The following is a 25,017-nucleotide window of genomic DNA, read 5'->3' as shown; positions in this document are numbered from 1 at the left end:
GACCTATTGAAATACCGCTTTCGTCACAAGCACATCACCCACTTGTAAGCTGGGTAACTCGTCCAAATCGTCCTTTAAATCGTCTTGAATGACATAAATAAACTGCTTGTTATAGAAGTAAGACGCCTCCTTCACACTGAATTTTTTTATGATTCGATTTTTGATTCGACTGAGCTGCTCGTGCACGTAACCACTGTTCCGCTCCGGCGTAAACATAGAGACATCCAGCAACAGCAGGCTTTGTCGGTTACCTAGGTTAATCGGTACGAGTACATTTTCTAACTGAACCTCGATCTGTTGCGTTGCAGCCGGTTCTGGCTCACTTGGGGTTAACCATGAACTCAACAGTCCCATATTCAGTTGATTGGTTTGATAAAACCAAAATCCGGTCACACATAATGCGAGAGTTAAAGCAAAGGTGATGAAAACTTTAATCATGTTCAGACCCTCGCAATATATGCTTGGTATTCCAGTACATACTCGGGTTGATCTTGCGTATGAGCATCACTAGAGGATAGGCGTTCTTGTTCGAACGGCTGATTTTGTTGCTTCGACTCAGGTTGATGGTGGCTAGGTTGGTCAAGACTAATGTTCACCTCAGACAACTCTGAATTTTGCGAAATCAATTCGTGTCGCAAACGCTCCGATGTCGCTAAGATCGCCTCTCTGGTTAGCGCCGATGATGCACTCATTTGGATATTTACTTTGTCACCTTCCATGCGAATGTACATCTCGACCTTGCCTAGCTCAGGTGGATCAAAACGTATTCGCGCGGCCTGATTTAACGTGTCGAACTGAAGCTGGATTTTATCCCTCAATACTTGATGTATCTGCCTTTGACTTTCTAAGCTGAGCTCTTTGGTCGCCTCTACCATCGGAGCCAAAGCCCTAACATAGCTGCCATCACTGGTAGCATTAACCGCTTCAATTATCGGCTGCCCCATTAAAAATGGAGTGGTGGAAGTAGCCCCTAACTTGAGGCTTGCTGGAGTGGCATTGAACATTGAACTGGCTAGCTGATGATTAAACGACAAGGCCAACTCTGAACTGGTATACCTATTAGGTGTGTGACCAAAAAATGAAGGCGCGCTCGCTTGCCAATCAGCCCCTGAATGATCCACTCCTTTAGAAGATAATAGCGAGCTGCTCTTTAAACTGAATTCAGAACCCGCTCCCCGTCTTTGATTCATCAATTCCAACTGCTGGGTAACAAAATGAGCAATCGTACTTAACTGCGGCAGTTGAACCTGTGGCTGCTGCACGAGATCTTGTGGCGAGTCGAACGACTGCACTGCTGCTCTATCACTCAGATTCAACCCTTCCGCTGATGCCTCCAATCGAGTTAGAGGTGAGTGAGAGTGAGTAGTATCAAACCCAGGACTCAATAGTTCAGGATTAAATAGTTGTGAGTAAGAAAGTACCGAATGAGAAAAACTAGCCGTGCTTTCAGAGGCACTCATATTAGGTATCAAAGCGGAATCTGGAGAAATTGCAGACATAGACGAACTCACCTGATCAAGCACCGAAAATAGCGACTGAAAAGACTGCGCAAGCGGCGTCATACGTATCTCGCCTAGTTCTGAAGCCAATGGTTCAAAAGCTAAAGCTTCAGAGGCTAAGGTTTCAGAAGCTATAGGCGTCGCTAACGTACTCGCGGTGTTACTTTTCACTGAAGGACTTGCCGTCGACAGTAAATCCAAACTGCTCCTATAAGACGACGTTTGTGCTTGTAATTCCATAATTACTCTCCCGCTCTGACCTGTGTCTGAGCATAGGCTTTGTCACGTTCACGTAGACTGATATTGTTACTAAGCTGCTGTTTTAATAAGGCTTGCTCATGAGTCACTAAGATTCGACATTGCTCATGAGCCGACTTAAGTCGCCTAACGATAGCAACATAATCAGGGTGCGACTGTTCAACCTCTAGCAGCACCTTTTTCACCAACAGATTAAGCTTCACGATCTCAGCAAATTTTTTGCGATTTGCTGCGTCCTCTAACTTACTAACAAGACGTTCTACCTGTTTAGGATTGGGCTTCATCAAGCCACTCCATTGCGCCTTCCCATCCCTCTTTCAGATCGGTCACGACACCAATCAACTTAACGATAAGTTCGGTATTCATCTCTTTCGACGCCTCAAATACAGTCGCAATGGCGTGCTCATACAAGGCGTGTATGTTTTGGATAAGCTCTTCCCCAGTCGATAAATCCAGAGATGCATCGAGCCCAACTAAGATATCAATCGATTTTTGCGTTGCGTTAGATTTGAGCTCCAAGTCTTTGTTTTCAATTGAGAATTTGACACTTTCTAACTCTTGGATCAGTCGCTCGTGTAACATACAAATCAATTCAAAGCTCGACGACACTGAAGCATTAGCCGTCACTTGAACATTGGCATAGTTGGCTTGCTGCTGTTTCCCTAAAAGCATGTGTTGCTCCTTAGATAGTGAAAAGTCCAGATACCGAATCCAATTGACTACTGAGTGAGTTCAGTTGAGTAAACTGAGACAGGTAGCGGTTGTAGTAAGTCTCATAGCGAGTGTCGAGCGCCGCTAAGGCGTCATTAATGCGGCTCTTTTCATTATCGAGCGTATCTATTCGTCGACTCAGGGAGCCGTTAGAGAAGTCGATATAGGTTTCAAGTTTGCTTTCAAAAGCTTCAAAGACTCCACCGCTTCCAGTGAATAGTGTTTCAAAATCGACCGTCGTTGCCGCACTTTCAAATTTGCTGGAGTCGAGGCTAAGTTTGCCATCGCGGTCGATTTCAAGTCCTAACTCAAACAAGCGAGTACCGTTGTAGTCATCACGTATAACGCTAGCCAGTTGGTTTTTGATGCTGCGGACTGCGCTATCCGAAGCCAATACGCCCCTTGTCTCATCTTCATTACCAGAAGCGGTTAGGTTAGTGATCTCAGTAACAGCGCTGTTATAGGCATCAACAAATTCTTGTAAGGAAGCGACCGTGGCGGAAAGGTCATCGCCAATTTCAATCTTTGTTGCTGAATCTCCGCTGTTGTTCGATTTAGTCACTGTAAGGTCAACGCCATCAATGAGCGATTCAAAGGTATTACTTGAATTAGTAAGTTGAGTGCCAAACTCGCCACCGAGTGCGATCACCGCATCTTGGGCTGTTTGCATTGGTGCGGCGCTTGCTGCTGCCACCACCGTACCCCAACCACTGGCTGCATCTGCAGACAAAGTAAAAGCAGCGTCAGCGCCTTCATTTTCAGAACCAAACAGCACTTTCATCGCCCCTTGCGACTTAACGAGAGTGGCTTGAATAGAACCGTCAAATTGATCATTGAAGTAACTTACAAACTCGCTGTACGTAACATCACCACTTACGTCAGAGTCTGCATCCATAATGTTGATGTCTGTAGTAACGCCGCCTTGAGTGACAGAAAATACGCCTCCCGACGCCATAACATCATTTGAATCGACCGAGTTGGCATCAAAAACCACTTGATGATTGGAAGCCATCTGTTGCACAAAAACATCTAAGTTGATGTCATTCACACCAGAGTCGACGGAGAGAGAGAAATAATCATCACTCGATGTCGAGGTTGACGTTTGAGTTAGGCTTGAGCCCGATTGAGTAAACTCGTAAATTTTATCTTCAAGCGACTGAAGGGCCGTTTTAACTTTACCAATCGCAGAGGTCTTTGAGGTAATCGTTGACAACTTTTGGGTATAGCGCAACTCAAAAGGCTGCACATCTAGACTGGCAAAATTGCTAGCTAACTGAACCGCATCAACGTTCATAACCCTTCTCCTTAACTCGCATAGGAGGTACAGCTCTACCCTCCTGCTATTCGGCTATATGTATAGCCGCTACTGAGTAAATAATTGCTACTCAAACTAGCCCAATAGGCTCATCGCTAATTGAGGCACCATCTTCGATGCACTCAGCATAGAAGCACCCGATTGCATGAGCATTTGCTGCTTGCTCATCATTCCAGACTCAGAGGCAAAATCGGTATCCATGATTCGGCCTTTAGATGCGTCCACGTTTTCCGTCATATTACCCAAGTTGGTAATGGTGTGCTCTAGGCGATTAATTGTCGCACCAAATGTAGATCGAATTTCACCCAGTTGACCGATCAGACCATTATCTGTCGCTGTTGCAGGGTCACCAGTCAATGCATCCATCGCGACAAGTGCATTCGCTTGGGTGGTTAAATCACCAATACCCAAAGCACCTGATGTACCGACAAAGGCTTGAATATCAGCCAGTGCTGTAGATGTACCGCCAACTGTAGTATCAAAAGTTAAGGTCTCAGCCGATGTGCTACCAATTTGAAAGTCAATTGTTGCGTCAAAAGCACCCGTGCCACTTACTAAGTTGTTACCACCATAATTGGTATTCGCTAGAATATTTGCTAATTCCTCTCCCAGCTGCTGATACTCAGAGTCCAATGCGGCTAAATCTGCCGTAGTATTAGTACCATTAGCAGCTTGAGTGGATAGATCATTCATTCTGTAAGCAATATTGGTCATTTCATCGAATGCACCCTCAGCGGTTTGCAACATAGAGATCGCATCTTGCGAGTTACGCATTGCTACATTCATACCACGTGATTGAGCTTCCAATCGGTTGGCGATTTGTAGACCTGCCGCATCGTCTGCCGCTGAGTTAATTCGAAAGCCGGTAGACAGTTTTTCCATGGATTTAGTTAACGCATTATTGGTCGACTGCAATGTATTTTGAGTCACTAAGCTTGCGTAATTTGTATGTACTGATATAGCCATCTGATGTTCCCCATCTGTGTTTGCTGTTCACTAACTGTTAACGACAGAGGAAAAATTTCATTTCATATTTTTCGGAAAAAAGATCACTAAATTTAAAAATAGCAAGACTCAAAAATGAGAAGTGCGTAAAAGTATCCTAGTATATTAATCAACAATATTCATAATAATGGTTGTTATGAGACACGTATTAAATGCAATAGCTGCACGGCTAACAATTCCAATTGTGTTACTCATGATCTTGGCGATGGTGATTCTGCCGCTGCCACCAATTTTATTGGATACGTTTTTTACCTTTAATATCATGCTTGCCATAGTCGTCTTGCTGGTCAGCAGTACCGTTTCACGAGTGCTTGATTTCTCTATATTTCCCTCGCTATTACTTGTCGCTACCCTGCTTCGATTAACCCTCAATGTAGCCTCTACCCGTATCGTTCTACTCGAAGGTCACAATGGCGGTGACGCCGCTGGTAAGGTGATTCAATCTTTTGGTGAAGTGGTTATCGGCGGGAGCTACGTTGTCGGTATCGTGGTGTTCGTGATCTTGATGATCATTAACTTTGTGGTCATCACCAAAGGGGGCGAACGGATTTCAGAAGTATCAGCGCGCTTTACTCTGGACGCCCTACCAGGGAAACAGATGGCCATTGATGCAGACTTAAATGCAGGCGCTATCGATCAGAAAGAAGCCAAAACTCGACGTTTAGAAGTAGGAGAAGAAGCGGAGTTCTACGGCGCAATGGACGGTGCCAGTAAGTTCGTTCGTGGTGATGCGATTGCTGGGCTATTAATCCTGTTCATCAACTTAATCGGTGGGGTTCTAATAGGAATATTTGAGCACAACCTAACCGCAGAAGCAGCTTTCCAAACCTATGCCCTACTGACCATTGGTGATGGTCTGGTTGCACAAATTCCATCGCTGTTACTGGCCACATCAGCCGCTATCATCGTGACGCGAATTAGTGATAACGATAACGACATGGCACAAACGGTGAAAAGGCAGTTGCTTGCGTCACCGAACAACTTATACATGGCTGCGGGAGTCATGTTTGTTATTGGTAGCGTGCCAAACATGCCGCACTTAGCCTTTTATACCTTTACCGTATTGTTGGCGTTTGTCGGTTGGAGACAATCTAAATTTCAGCATGTTACGCCCGATACAAGCCCCGATTTAGATACGCTTCCTCAGCCTCATCAAGAAAATACGATTGATTGGAGCATTATTCCCAACGTGGATGTGATTGCCCTGTCGTTAGGCTTCAAGTTGGTTCCTTTAGCAAGCTCTCAAAAGGGCGGTAACCTGATTAAGAGTATTCGTGGCAGCCGAAAAACACTCAGTGAACAAATAGGCTTTGTGATGCCAGAGGTGGTGATAACCGACAACCTCTCGCTCAAGCCTTCCGAATACGCCATTAGCATTGATGGTGATGAGATTGAACGTGGCGAAGTTTATGCCGATAAAGCGATGGCAGTAGGCAACCATATTGAGCATCCTGATCTCGATGGCATTGTTGGCATTGACCCAGCCTATCAGCTTCCAGCGCTATGGATTAAAAAAGGGGATAAAACCAAGGCGATCAATCATGGCTTTCAGGTAATTGAGGTGCATGATGTCATCGCGACTCACGTCAGCAAAGTGTGCAGCGAACACCTAGACAACATCTTCAATTATGATGACGTGAAAGCCCTCAACCAACGACTTGCTATGCAGCATCCTGAGCTTGCAGAGAACCTAGCAAGCGTTATTAGTCCGAACCTACAAATGCAGGTCATCCGTCAATTGCTGGCTCAACAAGTGCCTATCATTAACGTGAGAACCATCGCCAACACCATTATTGAAAGCGTCGACACCATAAAGGATCCAATCTTGCTGTCTTCTAATATCCGGGTCGCGTTAAAACGAACCATCGTCAATTTGATCTCGCCAAACAGCAAAACCATCCACGCTTTCATTATTGGTGCAACCTTAGAAGGTGAGTTAAAGGGCGCGATCTCTTTGAGTCAGCAAAGCGACCCCAATATTCCTCTGGACTCGATTCCTGTTGAACCGACGATCTTGCAGAAATTCCAAAATCGCATGCCGACCATAGTACAAACCATGCAGAGCCAAAACCTGCCACCGGTCATCGTAGTGCCTCCCACCACACGCCCTATGATAGCCAAGTTAGCCAAGGCCTTTGCCAAAGAGCTGATTGTGCTGAGTTACAATGAGATCCCAAATGAGTATGGATTAAATGTGTTAGGGGATGTGGAGTAAATAATAATTCGCTCATTGAATCTGATTTTAGAACACACGAACTCTGTTTTTTTCAATGACGACGCCGCGTAGTAACTTTCCAGACTGTCGATTCTTAACAGAGACCGTGTCGCCTATCAGCCCACTTTCTAACGCCATTCCTAACGTTTCTAAACGTATACGATTCGATTGAAAAACCACATCCACAGAGTGCCCCTTTTCAACGTCATAATCCAAATACATAGAGGAAGTGGTCAACAAACCTCCCTTGTTCACTGAGCGCTTAATTTTGCTACCAACGATTTCGCTGGCCTTGAAGAACACTTTTTGGTCTTTGTAGAGTTTGATCGGTTCAATCGTAATATCGTCATGCGTTAGCCGTTGGCCTTTCTTAAGTGCTTTATTAGCTGTCGCAGTCCAGACGGTTATTGTCGACGTTGAGGTCGCAGAAAGGGTCCATCTCTCAGGCGCACAGCGCACATTCCACTTTTGTTTGCCAAGCTTGATCTTGCTTCTATGGGTCACTTCAACAGACTCAGTACAGGGCGGTAACTGATGAATAGCCCGAGAAAAACGCAGCTGAACATCGAGTTGGTACTGTTGGGGATAGCGGTAGCGAATGGTTTGCTCAATGAGCGAATGGATTTGAGTGGAGAGTTGTTGTTCAAGTGCAATGCTATCTGATTCTGCATTCACCTTGGTCACACAACCATAGACGAGCAGTAATGTACCAGCTAGCTTTAATAATCTAACCATACACCGCCTCAGCCTAAACATTGACTCTTAATTGATGCTTACCAAGCGCCTCTTCCATTGCTTGATGCTGCATCACCATGACACTGCCTTGGCGCGCCAACTTGGTTTTACACTGGTTGATCGACTGCTCAATTTCCGCATCCAACGTTTGAACGCGTTGCAGTGCCTTTCCTTTAAGCCGAGCCTGCATGTTTTTTGCGTACTGTCGCTCCTTACAACCGAGCCTTTTGGCCAGAGTAAATCGCTTGGCGTCAGCGTCAGCTAGCCGTTGAGTCAGTGATGTGACCGCTTGATTGAGGGATTCCAGCTTCTGATACTCACGACTCAATATCGCAGCACGAATATCATCTAAACGTACAGATAACTCGCCCGACAAAGCCAGCACATGCTGACCATAGGTAATATAACCAATCAGGTCACTTCTACGTTCCATGATCCAGTCTCGTAATGACTTTCGCTAGCTCATCCATATCAAACACTAACTCTCCCGTGGAAATTTGCGCTTTAATCTGCTCGACTTTAGCCATATCGATATCGTCTATACCGTCAAAAAGGCTCTTGGTATTATCGAGTAACTCCACTTCATGCTGAGAGAGGTTAATCGGCTTCACCTTCGCTTTTTGATCGGGCTCGGTTTTTTTGTTTTGAACCACATCTACCTGAGTATGAGGCACAACGTGTTTCACATTGTCGACCTTAATTTGACTCATCTCTGCCTACCCATTTTGCTGCACTACTAATTAACTATAACGGCAGTATTTCGTCTCTGTTTCACCTTTTTCTCAATAGTTTGATTACATTGTCTCTGGTTGGCCCACTAAAGCCGCGATGAATTGACCTAAGCGACAGCTCTGGGTTACTCACTAACTGATGCTTAAAACTGCCTAATTTTTGCAACTCGGGGTGTGAACAAAACGCGATAAGCTGGTCAGCTTTTTGCCTTTTCATTTTCAACATTTTCGATAATGCCAAATACAGTTTATTAACCCGTTCAAGCAAGGCGTCGATTTGTTGATTTGAGCCCGGCTCATTGACCAACAAGCGACTGATGTCGTCCAACACGGGATAGCGAGCTTGAGCCGGCACCGCAATCGGAGGCCCTTCAGCATACCGACCACCTTGGCCTGAAACGAAAACCTGCCCATCCCACAAACGCCATTGTTGGTCTCGAATACCGATCACAAACTCTTGTTGTTCATTGATTCTGAGCTGCAAATGCGCATAAGCAAACATCATCTTGAATTGTTCTAGCAATACCTCTCTGTCTTCTGAACGTTCAAACGCCAACGGTATCAAGCGGTTATTGATGTACAGAGAAACAACCTCATCGCGAAACCGCTCTCGCTGTAAGTCGAGCCCCGGAATCGTAAATTCGATAAAAGGATTATCGCCTTGAATCGGTGCAAAACTTGAGTCCACGACATAGTCACCAAACAATCTTTTCTGACTCCAAAACACCAATTTTTTCTTAATCACATCAATGTGATTGGCTTGTTCTGGGCTGTACTGGTTCAGTTCTGCTAACTGGCGCAGCTTAATCAATTCGCTCGCCACAGTTCGTAGCACTTCCCCCGCCATCATAAGCCTGCTGTACATTTTGTGAGAATCGGCAACCTCAGCAATCAGCTTAGGCCTTTCTTGCAGGTTCATTTGCGCCATTTGCTGCCTAACGAGTGCATTGTTCGGCTTGTTACTGGTTAGCTTTTCCGGCTTTTTAATTTTTCCCGTCGTTGTCGGATTCACCTGATTTTTGCGCTGCGTAATACCCGTGAGTTTCATACCACATCTCCGATTAGGTCAACCTTGGCTCGTTAGCAAAGTTCAGCTTGATGATATCTTCCGATTGCATTTGTTTGACGATATCAATGATATCTTTACGTGCTTGCTCAACCTGACTGACCGGCACAGCACCAATGCGTACCAGGTTTTCTTTGAGCTCTGTCGATACCCGTTGTGGCATAGAGTTAATGATGTAAAGGCGACAATCTTTATTGGTACCTTTGAGGGCATATGCCCATTGCTCCAGGCTGACTCTTTCGTTAATCAGGTTGATGGTTTCTAGGTCTTGATTAAATAGGGTGAAGAAATCAAACATCGCCTCTTCCACCAGCTCTGCGGCTTCAGCGTCTTGATCATGAAGGAATTGGAATAAATTGCTTTTGTCACCGGAATAACGGTTGATAAGGTTCGCGACCACTTTCGAACCCTGCAGGCTGGCAGACCCGCCGCTGTGATAATTGACTTTGCAGCGATCGATAAGGTCTTTTAGTGTCTCCATCAGACCAGAGGTTAACACCTGTGTCTTAGAGATTTGCAGGATTAACGCATGGCACTCTTGTTCCTCATATTCCTCCATAACACGACCGCTGTATTCCAAAGGGAGGTGGGCAATCAACAGCGCTTGCAGATTGATGTGCTCTTTCTTGAGATCATTGACCAAAAGCTCCGGAGGAATCCATGCCAGCTTTTCAGCATGTGAGCGGATCTCATCGCCATAAATCTCCGACACAAGATCTCTCGCCAAATTGCCGTTTAACGTCTTTTCCAACACATTGGTGATGTATTGTCGTGTCCCGCCGAGAATCCCGGAGTGCTTACGAAAATCATCAAAAAAGCCCGACAAAGAGACCAGCGCATCTTTGGCTTTGATGTCCTTCATTTTACTCATGGCATGCGTGATCTGTTTGATCTCTTCATGGGTGAAGCCTTTGAGTACTTCAGAACCGATGTCCTCTCCCATCGTCAACACCAACATCGCAACGCCGTCCACTGATTGATAGGTTTGTTTGCCATCCATGCCCCTTCTCCCTACTGACTTTTATTTGGTTCGTTATGCTTGTATCCAAGTACGTAAAATCTCAGCCACCCTATTCGGGTCTTCTTTTGCGATTAATTTGAGATGTTTAATTTGAACTTCGAGTGGGCTATCCGCAGATGGCAAGTTGTCATCAAGCGCCTTAATACCGGTTGCATCAATACCTAACGATTCCAGTTTGGATTGTAAGGCTGCATCAGCGGCACGCTCTTCTTTGGTAATGACGTCATCGTATTCCATGCTTTCCGCTTCCAGCTCTTCTTGCTCCGCTGACTTAGTAAGGTATTGTGCTAGAGGTCGCAGCACCACCATGATCATCAAACCACTGAGCATCACTCCAAGTAGATATTTAAGAGGCTGCATAATATGCGTGTTCTCAAACCAAGCAATCGGGGCTTGCTCTGGAATACTGGCAATCACAAAAGGGAAGTGAGTGATGTGAATGCTGTCGCCGCGCTCGGTATTGAACCCTATTGCCGAACGAACCACATTCTCAACATTAGTAAGCTCTTCAGGTGTCCAAGTTTGATTGGGGTTCGCTAAGTCGTTCACCACAATAGAGACAGAGAGGTTCTGCAATACACCTTGCTGATGCTGAGTATGGCGAACCTTGCCACTCACCGCATAATCACGCGATGTTTCACTTCGATTGACCTTGGCGTTAGGCTCTGGTTGAGGCTCTCCATCGGTCACTGGTGGTGTGTTGCTCAATGCCCCCGGAATCCCGAGCGCCATCGACGACTCGTTCATGTCACTCAATAAGGTCTCTTTTCGGACCACAGGATCAGCGTAGATTTCTTCTGTTTCTTCAACCTTAGAAAAATTAATATCACTGGCAATTTGAACTCGAAAGTTGGCTGCACCGAGAATTGGGGTCAGCATGTCAGTCGCTTGAGCGACCAAGTTTTTTTCAAGGTTACGCTTGTAATCGGATTGCTTGCCAGTCGTCACGGTAATGTCCCCAACCGTCGCATCATTTGATAACAAACGACCATGTTGATCGACCACTCGCACATGTTCCGATTTAAGTCCAATAACCGCACCAGACACTAAGTTAATGATGGACTCAACCTGAGTCGGCTTAAGGTCCATCCCATTAATAATATGCACAATCACCGAGGCTCTCGGCTGCTCAGCGTCATCACGCATAAACAAACTTTCCTTCGGTATGGCCAAATGAACACGAGCCAAGCTCACTGCACTCATAGTGGTGATACTGCGTGCTAACTCGCCCTCTAGAGCATGGCGATAGCGAGCATTCTCCATAAACTGACTCTCGCCGAGGCTCTTTGAGCTATCTAGCGAATCAAAGCCACTCGGCAATTGTTCTTTTAATCCTTTAGACGCCAATATCATGCGGATTTTGGCGACATCACCTTCGGGAACCAGTATTTGCCCATCGTCCTGACTCAACTGGTAACGTATTGATTCCTCATCCAACATTTGCAGTACTTGGCTAGAATCGAAGTTCGCTGATTTGCTATAGAGGGGCCTAAACCGTTCTGATGACGTCCACAGCATAATCACGATGATCGCCGCAGTAATCGTCGCAAAAATAGTGATGATAATGACGTTGCGTTGTGAACTCTGCCAAAACCTCGTGAGCCAACTAGAGGCCTCAGTGAGCTTCTCTTTGGCTACTCCCATATTATTGGTCAACGCGGGTTGAGTTTCTGCTTCTGCTGCCATCGCTAATCCCTAGCCTAAATTGGCATTTTTATGATGTCTTGAAAGTTGGACACCATCTTGTTGCGCACTTGCATCAATGCATTAAATGAGAGCTGAGCTTTCTGTGATGCGACCGTCGCTCCCAATAAATCATCGCTTTTACCTAACTCAACGGCGGTGATTTTTTCCGAAGCATGAGATTGGTATCTATCTACGGTATCGAGCACACTTTTCAAGGTGTTGCTGAACGCCAGTGAATTATCGGATACCGGGTTAACCGTGTGATTGTCATGCGTGATGCCTCTCACCATCGCTCCCGTGACAGCTTGGTTAGAGAACGGATTACTGGCAACCTCTTGCTGCTGCTCTATCTTCCCTAACATTGCTTGTTGCATTTGGACTGCAGTCATCTTTTCCATTGTTTACCCTCGCGGTTGCATCACTTGCGCACTAACCGAATCTCTACGCGACGATTCTTATCCCGGCCTTGCTGAGTCGTGTTGTCGTACTTTGGATAACGATCACCGTGGCCGCGTATCTCAATCATTTTCTTTGACACGCCATTGCCCATAAACCACTGCGCAACGTCGGATCCTCTCTGCTTTGAAAGTTGTAAATTAGCGACGGAATCACCGGAATTATCGGTGTAACCATCAATCAGGATTCTAATGATTCTCGAGTCTCGTTTGACCAAAGTGCTGATGTCATTAATGGTACGTTTCTGCCCTTCGGTGAGTGACACCGCCCCTTGCTGAAAGCGCAATTCGACTCGACGCGCATGCTGGAAGTTGACCGGCGGCAAGCCATAACGGCACTCATTAAATTGATCTAAAGCTGGCTTAAAGTTGGTGGTTGGGAAATAGACATCAAAATCCATCGCATTAACGTTAAACCAAGCGCCACTTGCCATATCATCCAACATCAAGGTTGCGCCATCGTCTGTCACCAAAGCGGCCCCTTGCTTGTTTACTCTTTCGATGGTGGTTGTGGTGTAAGACTGGGACGTTCCCCAAACAGGCTCTGTAGTATTGAATGACGTTGATGTCGGAAGTGAACGCACACCACGCTTTTCCACTCTGACCTCCATCGGGCTTGCCGCCAACAAAATGAATTGCACAGAAAAGCCGGTGTGAGGATCGAAAGAGTTCAGTTCACACTGATCGACAGACTCTGTGAACCGCCACTCGACACTATCGAACGGAACAATGTAGCGCTGCGCCAAAACCTGAGTCGACAGCATCACTCCCCAGCCTATTAGCAAAACGCCTAGCATCTTGCCAAGGGCACGGCGAAAGACAGAGGAAGTGCCCAAGCTAGCGGTTGCCCAAAAGTACTTATTCATAACAAATCAAACAGTGAAATTCCGGCAACACGCGCAAAGGTTTTTTGCGTAGCTTCTAGCGCGATCATACCTTGGTTAAGTTCAACGGATGCCTCTGCATAATCGAGTTCCTCTAGCTCAGAACGAACGGTTTCTGCAAAGAACACCATATCGATACTGGTCTCTTTCAACCTGTCTAAGGCGTTGTATTGACTCCCAATATCAGTTAATGAAACCAACAAGCTTTGATGAAGCGCTTGGTTGGTATTGAGCGCATTATCTAAAGCAGCAGTAAATCCCCCAGTTGGAAGCTCCAATTCTGCTATCGCATTGTCTAAATCAGTAAAAATTGCACTACTACCTATGGTATCGGTGATGGTTAAGTTACTCGGTACGTACTGATTATCACCGACCTTAGTCTCGCGATAATCTGAGTTGGGATTTAAGGCATAAGGCGGTGTTGTAGCGATCGCTGGGGTGCTGATATCCGTTCCTGAAAAGAGATAACTGCCATCATTGGCTTGGTTCAATGTGTTCAACATTTCCGTTTTGAGGGACTTAAGTTCTAGCACTATCCCCGCTCTACTCTGTGAATCAAGCGTACCGTTTTTCCCTTGTAGGAGCAGTTCGTTCACTTGTTGAGAGAGCTCCTCAAGCGTGTTGACGTTAGTTTCGTAGCGCGTCAGCTGTGACTGCACGTTTTCGATATTGCGTTGGTACTGCTGATTGTCAGAGACGGTCTTTTTGAGCCCTTCAAGGCGCACAGCGGCAATCGGGTCATCGGATAAATGATTGATCTTCAGCCCGGTCGACATTTGCTCAAAAACTTTGTTCAAGCGGATATTGTTGTCCATTAATGAACGCTGCATCACCGCGTTAAATTGGGAGTCCGTTACACGCATCACTTTTCTCCTAGAATGCTCTTAGCAAGGTCTGAAACATCTGATTCGCCGTACTAATAATTTTCATGTTGGCCTCATAAGCGTTGAGGTACAGCAGCATGTTGGCGGCCTCTTCATCGGAATTAACCGCACTGACACTGTCTCTCGCCACTTGTGCGTCTTCCATGCTGACTTGAGCTGCCGTTGCCTCGCTCTGCGCCTGTCGAGTGAAAATACCGATATCACCGAGTAACCCTGAATAGGCGCTGTAGGGTGTTTCTCCCACCACAGAGCCATTGGTTAGTGGTGTTTGTGACAACATCGATAGGTCTTTCAACACATCGCCGTTTCCGGCAAGGGTCGCACTCGATGAAAAGGCTAAGTCTTGTGCAGTGAGGTTAGGATCAATCGCCAAAGATAAGGCTTCACTGCCTGGGGTGTAGGTAAACAAGTTCTGACCAGCTACGCCATTAAGATCAAACCCTGAATTCAATGCCGTATTCACTCCATCAGCCAAGCCTTTGGCAAGATCTGCTAGCAACGTTTGGATGGGATCGTATTGGTTGGTTTTTAGCGCTTCGAGCGCCCCTAACTCTCCACCCAACGAAGCATCAACAGGCGTCGTCATCGACTGAAAGGTAATGTTCAGATCCGTGCTGTAAGGATCGCCACTGGATAGGTCTCGCTCAAGCGATGCGGCATAACCGCCAATCACTAAAGGCTGACCGTTTGGTGTCGAGAGTTCGACGCCACCATTGGTGTAGATCACCTTAACATCGAGAGACTTAGAGAGTTCATTGAGGTGTTTATCCATCGCATCTTGTAAGCCACCAACGCTCTTGCCGAGCAGCGCATCTTCTTGCAGTTTTTGGTTTAGAGAAGCGATGCTTTCTAATTGGCTATTCACATGGGTAACCAGTGCGCCATAACGCTCACTTTGCGCGGCTTCTTGCTGACTCAACTGAGCGGATACAGCGTTAAACTGCTGCGCTAGAGCATCAGCATTTGTCAGTACTTGCTGGCGAAAAGCGACGCTTTCAGGTGTCACACTGGCCTCATCAATGGCAGCAAAAAATCCATTCATTCCCTGTGTGAGGCTAAGCCCATCAGCTCCTAACAAGTTCTCCAAATTGGACAAACCATTAAAATAGCTTTGGCTATATTGGGCAGATTCCGTCGCTTCTCTTAGTCGATTAATAGACGATTGATCGGCAATCCGCAGGATATCGCTAACCTCAACGCCGGAGCCTAAGTTAATACCATTCACGGCATTGCCAGATAAACTGGCTTCCATCGTCACGATTTGACGGCTATACCCAGGGGTATTCACATTAGCGGTATTTTGCGCCGTTGTATTGAGAGCTACACGGTTGGCGAGTGCACCACTTAATCCGATGTTGGTCATTCCCATTACTGATTCTCCTTATCAAAAGGTCGGCCGATAACTTGTGATGACAACTGTTTAAAAATCATCTCGGCTAATCCAAACGACGATTGACGACTGATTCGTTGTGCAAGCTGAGCATCTAGCATGCCCTGAAACATATCGTCTGATTTCATCGACAACGGATTATCTTTGTCACTAAGCGCTTGGCTGGCAGAGCGCATTCGGGTCAGCATTTGTTGTAAAAACAACGCCTCAAACTGCTGTGAAGCCGCTAATAATCCTGAGGCAGAGTTGTCATGCTTCAATTTAGCAAGCGCGTTGTTGTCTAAGTAAAAGTTGGTCATAGCTTGGCTTGAACCTGCACTGGCTTTCGCCATGTGCACCGTTTCAGGCGCTCTATTCATCATTAATCTTGCAAATGGCAGCGGATGATCAGCATGTTTAACCGACGCTGCCATTTTTGGGTTGTCCAGTATTGGCGTCGCTTGGTTACTCGATATCGGTTCAAGCGCCACGTGAGTCAAAGCCGTTAGATTAGTCATTAGATCACCACCAAATCACCGTTAATGGCACCTATCTCATCGAGTGCCTGCAAGATTTGCATAAGCGCTTCTGGTGTCGCACCAATGTTGTTAATCGCATCAACGATCTCTTGCAGATTGGTCCCTTTCGGCCAAACCATAGTGGTCCCATCTTCCTCATCCACACTCACTTGTGAGTTCTGAATAATCGCGGTTTCTCCAGCAGTATTGAAAGCACCACCAGGCTGAGAAACGGATTGAGATTCCAATATCGTCACGGTAATCCCGCCTTGACTGACCGCAGCTTCAGACACCGTCACGTTCTGGCTGATCACCACAGTTCCGGTGCGAGAGTTGAACACGACCTTAGGCAGTCGTCGCCCCTCTTCAACCTCAAGCTCTTGAATCATGGCAACAAACATCACTCGGTCTTCGCTATCAATCGGGGCAGAGACTTGGATCTGACCTTTATTGAGCGCTTTGGCTACCTGCCCGCCGAACATCTTATTAATGGCTTTGGAAACATTGAGCGCGGTTTCGTAATTCGGTTGTTTGAGTTGCAAGCGTATCGTTGGCTCTAAATCAGTACCGGTCGAGACCTCACGCTCCAAGGTCGCACCATTGGGAATACGCCCGACGGTCGGTGTGTTTCTTGTAATGCTGGTTCCGTTTTCACCGGTAGCATTGAAGCCACCAACAACTAGGCTGCCTTGTGCTATTGCGTAAACTTCGCCATCGATACCTCGTAATGGAGTCAGCAATAAGGTGCCGCCGCGCAAGCTTTTTGCGTCCCCCAATGAAGACACCGTCACCGTCAGGGTTTGACCTGCTCCTTGGTGAGGCTCCACCATGGCTGTGACACTAACGGCGGCGACATTTTTCAGTTTAGGGTTGGTGGAATCATCCAGTTGCACCCCAAATTGTTTGATCATGTTAACCACTGATTGTTGCGTGAACTTCACTTGCGATTTATCACCAGACCCGTCCAAGCCGACAACTAATCCATAGCCAATAAGTTGGTTTTGTCTGTCTCCATACACCTCTGCGACTTCAGCAATCGGCCGCGCTGCATCGACCACCGAAGTAAAACAGAGCAAGCACCAAGGCAACGCCAACGAGGTTAAGTAGAAGCGAATTTGGGATTTCATTAGAATGGCATCCATGGCGAATTGAAGAACTGGGTCAACCAACCTGCAGTATTGGTATCAGCAAACGAGCCGCGGCCAGCATAAGTGATTCTTGCATCAGCGATTCGCTGGGAGGAGAGGGTATTGTCTGCCTGAATATCATCGACCCTGACATTGCCGGTCAGACGAATATATTCGTCCCCTTGGTTCAGCTTGAGCCACTTTTCACCTCTTACCCTAAGCACACCATTGGGCAAGACGTTGTAAACGGTGACAGTAATAGAGCCTGATAAGCTGTTGCCTTGCTTTGAGGCAGCAGCACCATCAAAATCACGGGTGGCATCGACGGAAGCACTCACGTCATCAAACGTCTTGTTGCCCAATGTGGGCGCGGTAATGTTGGCACTGGAATCTTTGCCATATTGAGTTGAGGCACTCTTATCTGACTCTGTCTTTTCATCCAACAACACCGTTAAAATATCGCCCACACGGTACGCTCTTCGATCTTGAAACAGGGTCATCGAGGTGGTGCCCGTATAAAGGCTGCCTTTGCTGACTCTTGTCACTTGATAGTCCAGCTCTGGCGGTGCATACGCTTCATCATTCGGCGATGGTGGAATAAAATCGTCTTGACGACCAGCACAGCCGGCAACCATCACCACCAGCAAGGTAACTACGGTTAGGTAATAAATCACACAGATTGCATGCGCCTTACCCAACCCTGGTTTGATTGACTTTTCCATGTCAGAACTCCCTAACGACCATCGCTATTCGCTCGTTAAAGCGAAAGCTATGATTGTTGCGCGATGTACTGCAGCATCTCATCGGCTGCGCTGACCATCTTGGCGCTCATCTCATAAGCGCGTTGGGTGGCGATCATATCGACCATCTCTTCCACCACCTGTACGTTCGACCCTTCAAGTGCTCCTTGTTTTAATTGGCCTGAACCTTCTGTTCCGGCGACGAGCTCGACCGCTTCACCTGAACCTTCAGTTTCAATAAATAGGTTTCCCCCTTGAGCAGAAAGCCCCGCAGGATTCATGAATTTAACGATGGTAATTTGCCCTAGGTCTTCAGGGTTAACTTGGCCCGGTATCGTGGCGCTGACCACACCATCAGCAGTAATGCTGACTAGGGTCGCTTCTGGAGGAATGACAACTTCAGGAATCAAAGGATAGCCTTGCGTGTTGACTAGCTGCCCATCAGAGTTAGTTTGAAATTGCCCATTTCGGGTATAAAGCAGCTCTCCTTCTGAGTTCTCTATCTGGAAAAAACCATCCCCCAAAATAGCTAAATCAAACTGTTGATTCGTATTCTGAATATTCCCTTGGGTAAACACTTTCTCGGTGCCGACCACTCGAACACCATTACCAAGCTGAATACCTGTTGGATGTTCATTGAGCTCTGTGGTTTCGGTACCCGCTTGTTTATCGACGCTATAAAAAAGATCTTCGAACACCACGCGGTCACGCTTGAAACCCACCGTATTGATATTGGCAAGGTTGTTCGAAATAGCCGTCATTTTTGCATCTTGTGCGGCCATCCCTGTTTTGGATATCCATAAGGCACTGTGCATAATTCCCTTCCTTAAGCTTTGAGAAGCTTATTGCCTATCTGAGCGATTTCATCTGCAGATGCCATCACTTCAATTTGCATTTCGTATTGTCTAGTAAGCGACATAATGCTGACCAGCTCTTCTAAACTGGAGACATTACTCGCTTCTAAATAACCTGAACGAACCTGAACGGTAAAATCTTCAGCCAATGCTTGCCCACCTTTCGGAACAAAATGACCACTGGCATGCATGGTCATTTGCTCATTCTCAGGCTTAACCAGCTTGAGGGCGCCAACCTCTAGCGACGCCTCACCACCAATAGGGGTAATAGACACCAACCCATTCGAGCTCACCGACACAAACTCAAAATCTGGTAACACCATTGGACCTTCTGTCGACATCACCCGACGCTCACCAAGATAGAGTTGCCCATTACCATCCAATCGAAAATTACCCGCCCGGGTAAAGAGCTGAGCAGGTTCATCTTCTAGCCCTTCGAGCGTAATAAAACCATCACCATTGATCGCAATATCCAATGGTCGCTCTGTACGTATATCTTCACCCTGAGCAAAGTTATTAATCGATGAGTTGGTTCTAGACGTGACGGAAGTCAGAAAGCCTGAGCCCTCAAGGCGCATCGGTGTTGAGTGCTCCATTAAGGCTTTAAAACCTACGGTATCCGCATGTGACAGATTATTTGCGCGAACGTGCTGAGCGAGCATGGTTCGCTCTGCACCTTTCGCTGCACTGAATAGAATAGGATTCATAGCGCTACACCACGTTGAACAAGGCTTGCGTCAATTGATCCGATGTCGATATCGACTTGGTATTGGCTTGATAGTTACGTTGAGCCGTCATCAAGGCCACCAATTCAGACGTCAGATCGACGTTAGAACCTTCGAGTGCACCAGAAGTCAAATCACCGAATACCCCACTGCCCGCGGTACCAAGAACTGGCGTACCGGAACTGAAGCTTTGCAACCAAGCGGTATCACTGGTTTTGATCATGTTTTGAGGAGAAGCAAAGTCGGCAAGCACCACCTGACCTTGCAATTGAGATTGGCCGTTGGTGTAGGTCGCAAATATACGGCCATCGTTTTCCATACGAACACTGGCATAGTCACCAGAGGTATAACCATTCGGGCTATTTTTGGAGACAACGAAGTCACTACCAAATTGAGTGACCGCAGCAAGGTCAATATTAACCGTAACACTGTTCGCCCCATTCGCAGGGTCAAAACTGACTGAATAATTTCCCCCTGACGAAATGGTGCCATCGGCATTAAAAGTAAAATTTGCTGTGTCTGTTGCAGTTGGTGACGCGGCAGGTATCAAGGCATCAGCGCCATCAATCGCTTTACCATCAACCAAAACATGGACATCCCAATCATTGGATGCACCTTTTACAAAGTACTGACTCACCGTATGTGGGTTACCTAGAGAGTCATAAACTGGAGTGGTATAGGAATGGTTGTAGGTGGATGAATCACCGTAATCAAATGCGGTGGCGGGAACTTGCTCTCTGGCATCTAAATTGGCAACAAACTCAATGGCATCTGTTTCCCTAGCCTGCAAGGATGCAGTACTGATCTGCACGGTGCCTACCGACCCCAACAGCAGGTTATTATTGCCATCAACCGAGTAACCTTGCAGAGCCGCACCACTATTTGCCGTGATCACGCCATCGGCGTTCATGTTGAAAATACCAGAACGGGTATAGAGGGTTTGCCCTTTACTGTCTTCAAGCACAAAGAAGCCATTACCACTCAATGCCATATCCAGAGATCGCCCTGTACCTGTAACCGTTCCACTTTTTTCAAAGTTTTGCGAAACCCCAACCACTTCAACGCCACCAGCTTCACTACCGCTATAAACGGAAGCAAACTCGGTTCTCGACTCTTTAAAACCTGTCGTAGAAACATTAGCAATATTATTCGAAATGGTGTTCAGCTCTGAGTTCGAGGCATTAAGCCCGCTCAGTGCAATACTAAAACTCATAATGTCTTCCTCTTCACGCTAAAGAGGCTATCTCCGCAGGTTTACTTAGCTAGCGAAGAACGACAGCCGCCATCTTACTTACTTTAAAAAACAAACTAAAACCGGCAAAAGCCGAAAAAATATAGCGAAAATCTTTTAACCTATTTCAAACTTTACTCATTTGAGAAGGCAGCAACGTCATAAAACGCCACCATGCCAACTCCCTTTACCTGCAAGTGACTGGTACCACCGATTAAAGGTGTCGTCACATGTTCCACTTGGCCATGCTGATAAATCGATGGCTGATAATCTTGTCCACTGTCCAATTTGATACGCATTTGGTACTTACCCGTCAGCCCCATGGCTTGCGCATCCAATGTGTAATCCACTCGCCCTGCACTGTTCGGGCCAAGGTTCATCGACTTTACGTTGCCAAGTGAGTCAACTAACTCCAGTATCACGGTATTCGATGGCGCCTGTAACTCAACGTATCCCGCATGCTGATCAACACCCGATGCAGACAAGCGATCACTTTTTACCGTCACTGTTTTATCAATCAGCGCGGCGGTGCTAAGCACTTGTAAGTTATCGAGCATTGTCGAGTTGTTTTGCGTCAGCTGAACAAGGTTTTCTGTACTTTCAACCTGAGAGAACTGCGCCAACTGTGCGACATATTCCGTGCCGTCAGTTGGGTTGAGTGGATCTTGATTTTCAATCTGAGCCACCATTAAAGTAATGAACTCATTCTTTAATGCACTCGCACTATTCGGATTATCTTGAGGGGTGATCGTTGACGCAGACTCAATATTATTGACCTGCGCCGCACCGGATATCGTCGTCATGGTGTAATTCCTCTGGCGTCATTGGCAGCAGTTACATTAACTACGCCAAAGCCCCATCAGTGATTGTTGCATCGACTTTACGTTGCCGAGCACTTCTACGCTGGCTTCAAAACTACGAGTAGCCGATATCATGTCAGCCATTTCGTTAACGACATTAATGCCAGAGTAATAAACATACCCTTCGTCATTGGAGAGAGGATTGTTGGGCTCATAACGGCCTTCCATCATTGAGGAGACTTCAACAACATCGGCAATCCGAATCGGCACCACACCTTGCTGTTGAGTTTGCTGTGCATTGAAGTGGTTATAAACTGCTGAGAAAATCGGTTTCAGCGGTTTATAGACTTTTGATGGGTCACCAGATACTGAATCGGCATTCGCCAAATTACTGGAGATAGTATTAAGCCTGACGGTCTGTGCACTCATCGCTGAGCCTGCCGTCTCGTAGATACCTAAGAAAGCCATGATGTCCCTACCTAATTCACTTATTGTCCCTTGATGGCAGACTTTATCCCGTTGATCTTAGACTGCAAAAACGCAAGGCTCTGATGATAATCCATCACATTTTTCGCGAACCTAGCTTGCTCATTTTCTAGCTCAACAGTGTTGCCATCTCGTGTTCTTTGCACAGGAATCCGATATTGAGCCGTCGTACCTATGTACCAGTCTTTTGAGTGACCAATACCACTGAGTACCGCCTCGAATCTTAGATCCGTCGCTTTGTAATTAGGCGTGTCCACGTTAGCAATATTGGAGCTCAATACTGCTGCTCTGTCCAAACGAAACTGCACCATTTTTGGGTGTACCCCAAGCGCATCGTCTAAGTGAATCATTGCCCTAGCCTCGTCGTTGTTTGGCCTTAATCCTTTTAAGAAGTAGGCCTTTAACTTTTTATATTTTCTCTCACAACCGAAGTTGAAATGAGATTGCTTTAACCTATAGTTAGGATTAATTAGCGTGTCAAATTTGAGAGTGACCGCAAAAACCAACAATTGGTACTTGACATGAAGAAGTTATCATTGACTGAATTCGGAAATCCGAGCATAAAAATGCGTAAGTTTCTGTTAAGGCACTCAAGCCATTTCTCTACAGAAATTATTGATATTTTTAAGTTTAACTTTGCGGGCCGTCACGTAAAAGCGACGTTTTCAGAAGCTCGTCGACCTCCAGCAAATAGCATCAAAACCGTTCTTCATATTGAGGAATTTGGGCATGTTTTTTTCTTTATTGCGCCACAAGCTGCCGATATTCTGCTACACAAGCACCTCAACAACCCGTTACCACTCAAGAAATCAAAGCGTAGCAATAACGACATTGCGCTAACCCAAACCCACCTAAGGCTTTTTCAAAAATTCGCCATGGCGATAACCAACGCGCTGACTGCCGATGCCAATCACTACGCCATTGAGCACACCGACCATCAGCCCTCTGACATTGGTGTCACCATTACGTTTGAGTTCGACGACCAACAGCTCGATCTGACCTTCATGATCGACAACAAATACGTGAAAAAGCTGCGCGACATGATGGAAAGTAACGAAACCTTTGATCGGGAAGAGATACTCGACAACTTACGCTATCAGCCCGTTGAGCTAGGGTGTGTCATGCTTCACCGGCAGTGCACACTCCATGAGCTTTCTCAGCTAAAACCCGGGGATTTTATGCCCATGACCTTGTGCAAAAACCTCACGGTCAAGGTCAACGGACACCCTACTTTTTTTGGCAAACTTCAATCCATAAACTCTGAACTGGGAGTCGAAATCGATGGCTAACGACAAAGAGACACACAACATTGACAGCTCAATGAGCGACTTAAACCTTCATGATGAATTACCAGATCTTGATGACTTAGATTTGGATGATCTTACCGACGACTTGGACTTGGGAGACGACAAAGAGCATATGAGTAACATCTCTCTGCTAAAAAGTATCCCTGTCGACATCACCGTTGAGGTTGCACGTAAGACATTGATATTAGATGAGCTACTGAATTTAAAAGCAGGCAGTGTCGTGATGCTGGAAAAACATGAAGGCGACCCCGTCGATATCAAGATCAACGGCACCGCGTTTGGCACGGGGGAGATAGTATCCAAGAATGGTCAGTATGGCGTTAGATTACTGAGCATCATCAAGAAACCAAGTAAGTAGCTCCTTTGAATAACGCAAAGAGTACGATGCCGAAACGAATATTCTTCACGCTAGCTTTTGCGTTATTCGCGAGTACATCGCACGCAGAAGGGCTGACGATTCTCAGTGAAACAACCACATCTGACGGCACTGAATACAGCATTAAATTGCAGATTCTAATCCTGATGACATTACTGAGCTTCGTTCCAGCTTTCGTGATCATGTGCACCAGCTTCACGCGAATCGTCATTGTTTTGGCCATTTTAAGGCAAGCGCTCGGTCTGCAACAAACGCCACCAAATCAGGTGCTTGTGGGGATTGCACTCATTTTTACTTTGCTGATCATGAGGCCAGTCTGGACCAAGATTTACGATACCGCTTACATTCCATACTCGAACGATGAAATGTCCTTGATGGAAGCGTTAGCCACAGCAGAAAAGCCGCTGCGACGATACATGCTGGACCAAACGCAACGTAAGGCACTCGAACAAGTCTCCAAAATCGCAGGCGAAACCTCCATAGAGTCCGATCAAGATATTCCCTTCTTAGTATTACTGCCGGCTTATCTACTGAGCGAGCTCAAGGCCGCCTTTCAAATTGGCTTTATGTTGTTTTTGCCCTTCCTGGTCATCGATTTAGTGGTGGCTTCTGTTCTGATGTCGATGGGGATGATGATGCTGTCGCCCTTGATTGTCTCTCTGCCTTTTAAACTGCTGGTATTTGTCATCGTCGATGGCTGGGGCTTACTCATGGGGAGTTTAGCCAACAGTTTTTGGATAAGTGGATGAGTCCGGAAGAAGCCGTCACTCTGGTAAGCCAAGCAATCTGGCTGATCATTCTTATGGTGTCGGTTCTTATCGTGCCTAGCCTTGTCGTGGGTTTGGTCGTAGCAATTTTCCAAGCGGTAACTCAAGTCAATGAACAAACCCTTAGCTTCCTTCCTAGGCTATTAGTAACTCTGTTATGCATCATTCTTTCTGGCCATTGGTTATTACAAGAGATCAACGACCTATTCTTGTTTATCTTCAATACAATACCAAGCAAGGTTGGCTAGCCCT

The 25,017-nt window shown here is 46.4% G+C and carries 30 protein-coding genes; 5 read left to right on the top strand and 25 right to left on the bottom strand.

Annotation, left to right across the window (positions count from 1 at the left end):
- Window positions 1-3 precede the first annotated feature (3 nt).
- The 6 genes from AB4517_RS06010 to lafA form a co-directional block, all read right to left on the bottom strand.
- Window positions 4-438, bottom strand: coding sequence for a flagellar biosynthesis sigma factor (locus AB4517_RS06010; RefSeq protein ID WP_048610088.1), 435 nt, complete (start codon window positions 436-438; stop codon window positions 4-6).
- Between the two features lie 2 nt (window positions 439-440).
- A complete protein-coding gene (locus AB4517_RS06005) occupies window positions 441-1,739 on the bottom strand; it encodes a flagellar hook-length control protein FliK (RefSeq protein WP_372148053.1) in 1,299 nt (432 codons plus the stop codon).
- 2 nt (window positions 1,740-1,741) lie between these two features.
- The gene (locus AB4517_RS06000; protein WP_059017864.1) at window positions 1,742-2,041 is read right to left on the bottom strand and encodes a hypothetical protein; all 300 of its coding nucleotides are present in this window, start codon (window positions 2,039-2,041) and stop codon (window positions 1,742-1,744) included.
- Window positions 2,025-2,429, bottom strand: coding sequence for a flagellar export chaperone FliS (gene fliS, locus AB4517_RS05995; protein ID WP_372148052.1), 405 nt, complete (start codon window positions 2,427-2,429; stop codon window positions 2,025-2,027). The genes AB4517_RS06000 and fliS overlap by 17 nt, the downstream gene beginning before the upstream one ends.
- A gap of 10 nt (window positions 2,430-2,439) precedes the next feature.
- Entirely contained in the window at window positions 2,440-3,762 is a 1,323-nt protein-coding gene (fliD, locus tag AB4517_RS05990) for a flagellar filament capping protein FliD (protein WP_372148051.1), read from the bottom strand.
- A 96-nt stretch (window positions 3,763-3,858) separates the two neighbouring features.
- Window positions 3,859-4,749, bottom strand: a complete 891-nt coding sequence (gene lafA, locus AB4517_RS05985) for a lateral flagellin LafA (RefSeq protein ID WP_268670531.1) — start codon at window positions 4,747-4,749, stop codon at window positions 3,859-3,861.
- A 166-nt stretch (window positions 4,750-4,915) separates the two neighbouring features.
- On the opposite strand from lafA, the gene AB4517_RS05980 reads away from it, so the two are divergent.
- Entirely contained in the window at window positions 4,916-7,003 is a 2,088-nt protein-coding gene (locus AB4517_RS05980; RefSeq protein WP_372148050.1) for a flagellar biosynthesis protein FlhA, read from the top strand.
- Window positions 7,004-7,030: 27 nt separating this feature from the next.
- Here the strand turns inward: AB4517_RS05980 and flgA are convergent, their stop codons facing one another.
- The 19 genes from flgA to AB4517_RS05885 form a co-directional block, all read right to left on the bottom strand.
- Complete coding sequence (flgA, locus tag AB4517_RS05975) at window positions 7,031-7,738, bottom strand: flagellar basal body P-ring formation chaperone FlgA (protein ID WP_048610364.1); 708 nt, start codon at window positions 7,736-7,738, stop codon at window positions 7,031-7,033.
- 13 nt (window positions 7,739-7,751) lie between these two features.
- Entirely contained in the window at window positions 7,752-8,171 is a 420-nt protein-coding gene (locus tag AB4517_RS05970) for a hypothetical protein (protein ID WP_050651142.1), read from the bottom strand.
- Window positions 8,161-8,448: a flagellar biosynthesis anti-sigma factor FlgM gene (locus AB4517_RS05965; protein ID WP_048610104.1), complete on the bottom strand. Its 288-nt coding sequence runs from the start codon at window positions 8,446-8,448 to the stop codon at window positions 8,161-8,163. The genes AB4517_RS05970 and AB4517_RS05965 overlap by 11 nt, the downstream gene beginning before the upstream one ends.
- Window positions 8,449-8,509: 61 nt before the next feature.
- Window positions 8,510-9,517 carry a hypothetical protein gene (locus AB4517_RS05960; protein ID WP_050651143.1) on the bottom strand — a complete coding sequence of 336 codons (1,008 nt, stop codon included), beginning with the start codon at window positions 9,515-9,517 and terminating at the stop codon, window positions 8,510-8,512.
- A gap of 13 nt (window positions 9,518-9,530) precedes the next feature.
- Window positions 9,531-10,535, bottom strand: coding sequence for a FliG C-terminal domain-containing protein (locus AB4517_RS05955; RefSeq protein ID WP_372148049.1), 1,005 nt, complete (start codon window positions 10,533-10,535; stop codon window positions 9,531-9,533).
- 33 nt (window positions 10,536-10,568) lie between these two features.
- On the bottom strand, window positions 10,569-12,242 hold the full coding sequence (gene fliF, locus AB4517_RS05950) for a flagellar basal-body MS-ring/collar protein FliF (protein ID WP_050651144.1): 1,674 nt from the start codon (window positions 12,240-12,242) through the stop codon (window positions 10,569-10,571).
- A gap of 14 nt (window positions 12,243-12,256) precedes the next feature.
- A complete protein-coding gene (locus AB4517_RS05945; RefSeq protein WP_050643537.1) occupies window positions 12,257-12,640 on the bottom strand; it encodes a flagellar hook-basal body complex protein FliE in 384 nt (127 codons plus the stop codon).
- 20 nt (window positions 12,641-12,660) lie between these two features.
- Complete coding sequence (locus tag AB4517_RS05940; RefSeq protein ID WP_372141173.1) at window positions 12,661-13,563, bottom strand: OmpA family protein; 903 nt, start codon at window positions 13,561-13,563, stop codon at window positions 12,661-12,663.
- Window positions 13,560-14,444, bottom strand: coding sequence for a flagellar hook-associated protein FlgL (gene flgL / locus AB4517_RS05935; protein WP_050643539.1), 885 nt, complete (start codon window positions 14,442-14,444; stop codon window positions 13,560-13,562). The genes AB4517_RS05940 and flgL overlap by 4 nt, the downstream gene beginning before the upstream one ends.
- A gap of 10 nt (window positions 14,445-14,454) precedes the next feature.
- Entirely contained in the window at window positions 14,455-15,834 is a 1,380-nt protein-coding gene (gene flgK, locus AB4517_RS05930; RefSeq protein ID WP_050643540.1) for a flagellar hook-associated protein FlgK, read from the bottom strand.
- Entirely contained in the window at window positions 15,834-16,352 is a 519-nt protein-coding gene (locus AB4517_RS05925) for a rod-binding protein (RefSeq protein WP_157367449.1), read from the bottom strand. The genes flgK and AB4517_RS05925 overlap by 1 nt, the downstream gene beginning before the upstream one ends.
- Window positions 16,352-17,479 carry a flagellar basal body P-ring protein FlgI gene (locus tag AB4517_RS05920; RefSeq protein WP_086968999.1) on the bottom strand — a complete coding sequence of 376 codons (1,128 nt, stop codon included), beginning with the start codon at window positions 17,477-17,479 and terminating at the stop codon, window positions 16,352-16,354. Before AB4517_RS05920 ends, AB4517_RS05925 begins: the two co-directional genes overlap by 1 nt.
- Window positions 17,479-18,114 carry a flagellar basal body L-ring protein FlgH gene (gene flgH / locus AB4517_RS05915; RefSeq protein ID WP_048610372.1) on the bottom strand — a complete coding sequence of 212 codons (636 nt, stop codon included), beginning with the start codon at window positions 18,112-18,114 and terminating at the stop codon, window positions 17,479-17,481. Before flgH ends, AB4517_RS05920 begins: the two co-directional genes overlap by 1 nt.
- A gap of 134 nt (window positions 18,115-18,248) precedes the next feature.
- The gene (flgG, locus tag AB4517_RS05910) at window positions 18,249-19,034 is read right to left on the bottom strand and encodes a flagellar basal-body rod protein FlgG (RefSeq protein ID WP_048610117.1); all 786 of its coding nucleotides are present in this window, start codon (window positions 19,032-19,034) and stop codon (window positions 18,249-18,251) included.
- An 11-nt stretch (window positions 19,035-19,045) separates the two neighbouring features.
- On the bottom strand, window positions 19,046-19,780 hold the full coding sequence (locus AB4517_RS05905) for a flagellar hook-basal body complex protein (RefSeq protein ID WP_048610119.1): 735 nt from the start codon (window positions 19,778-19,780) through the stop codon (window positions 19,046-19,048).
- A 4-nt stretch (window positions 19,781-19,784) separates the two neighbouring features.
- Entirely contained in the window at window positions 19,785-21,011 is a 1,227-nt protein-coding gene (flgE, locus tag AB4517_RS05900) for a flagellar hook protein FlgE (RefSeq protein WP_372148048.1), read from the bottom strand.
- Between the two features lie 152 nt (window positions 21,012-21,163).
- Entirely contained in the window at window positions 21,164-21,832 is a 669-nt protein-coding gene (locus AB4517_RS05895; RefSeq protein ID WP_372148047.1) for a flagellar hook capping FlgD N-terminal domain-containing protein, read from the bottom strand.
- Between the two features lie 36 nt (window positions 21,833-21,868).
- Entirely contained in the window at window positions 21,869-22,297 is a 429-nt protein-coding gene (flgC, locus tag AB4517_RS05890) for a flagellar basal body rod protein FlgC (protein ID WP_048610123.1), read from the bottom strand.
- Window positions 22,298-22,317: 20 nt separating this feature from the next.
- Window positions 22,318-22,665 carry a flagellar basal body protein gene (locus AB4517_RS05885; RefSeq protein ID WP_372148046.1) on the bottom strand — a complete coding sequence of 116 codons (348 nt, stop codon included), beginning with the start codon at window positions 22,663-22,665 and terminating at the stop codon, window positions 22,318-22,320.
- A gap of 171 nt (window positions 22,666-22,836) precedes the next feature.
- On the opposite strand from AB4517_RS05885, the gene AB4517_RS05880 reads away from it, so the two are divergent.
- Genes AB4517_RS05880 through fliQ form a run of 4 tightly spaced genes read left to right on the top strand, consistent with a single transcriptional unit; the run spans window position 22,837 to window position 25,013 of the window.
- Window positions 22,837-23,604 carry a FliM/FliN family flagellar motor switch protein gene (locus AB4517_RS05880; protein WP_048610125.1) on the top strand — a complete coding sequence of 256 codons (768 nt, stop codon included), beginning with the start codon at window positions 22,837-22,839 and terminating at the stop codon, window positions 23,602-23,604.
- Window positions 23,597-23,980 (top strand): FliM/FliN family flagellar motor switch protein, encoded by a 384-nt coding sequence (locus AB4517_RS05875; RefSeq protein WP_048610127.1) that lies wholly within the window; start codon window positions 23,597-23,599, stop codon window positions 23,978-23,980. The genes AB4517_RS05880 and AB4517_RS05875 overlap by 8 nt, the downstream gene beginning before the upstream one ends.
- A 26-nt stretch (window positions 23,981-24,006) precedes the next feature.
- Window positions 24,007-24,747 carry a flagellar type III secretion system pore protein FliP gene (fliP, locus tag AB4517_RS05870; RefSeq protein ID WP_248365971.1) on the top strand — a complete coding sequence of 247 codons (741 nt, stop codon included), beginning with the start codon at window positions 24,007-24,009 and terminating at the stop codon, window positions 24,745-24,747.
- A complete protein-coding gene (fliQ, locus tag AB4517_RS05865; RefSeq protein WP_048610132.1) occupies window positions 24,744-25,013 on the top strand; it encodes a flagellar biosynthesis protein FliQ in 270 nt (89 codons plus the stop codon). Before fliP ends, fliQ begins: the two co-directional genes overlap by 4 nt.
- Window positions 25,014-25,017 lie beyond the last annotated feature (4 nt).

The sequence above is a fragment of the Vibrio sp. 10N.222.52.C3 genome, from assembly GCF_041474195.1.
In the GTDB taxonomy this organism is placed as follows: domain Bacteria; phylum Pseudomonadota; class Gammaproteobacteria; order Enterobacterales; family Vibrionaceae; genus Vibrio; species Vibrio crassostreae_C.
Note: the sequence above shows the minus strand (reverse complement) of the source record. Positions and strands in the feature narration are given on the sequence as shown.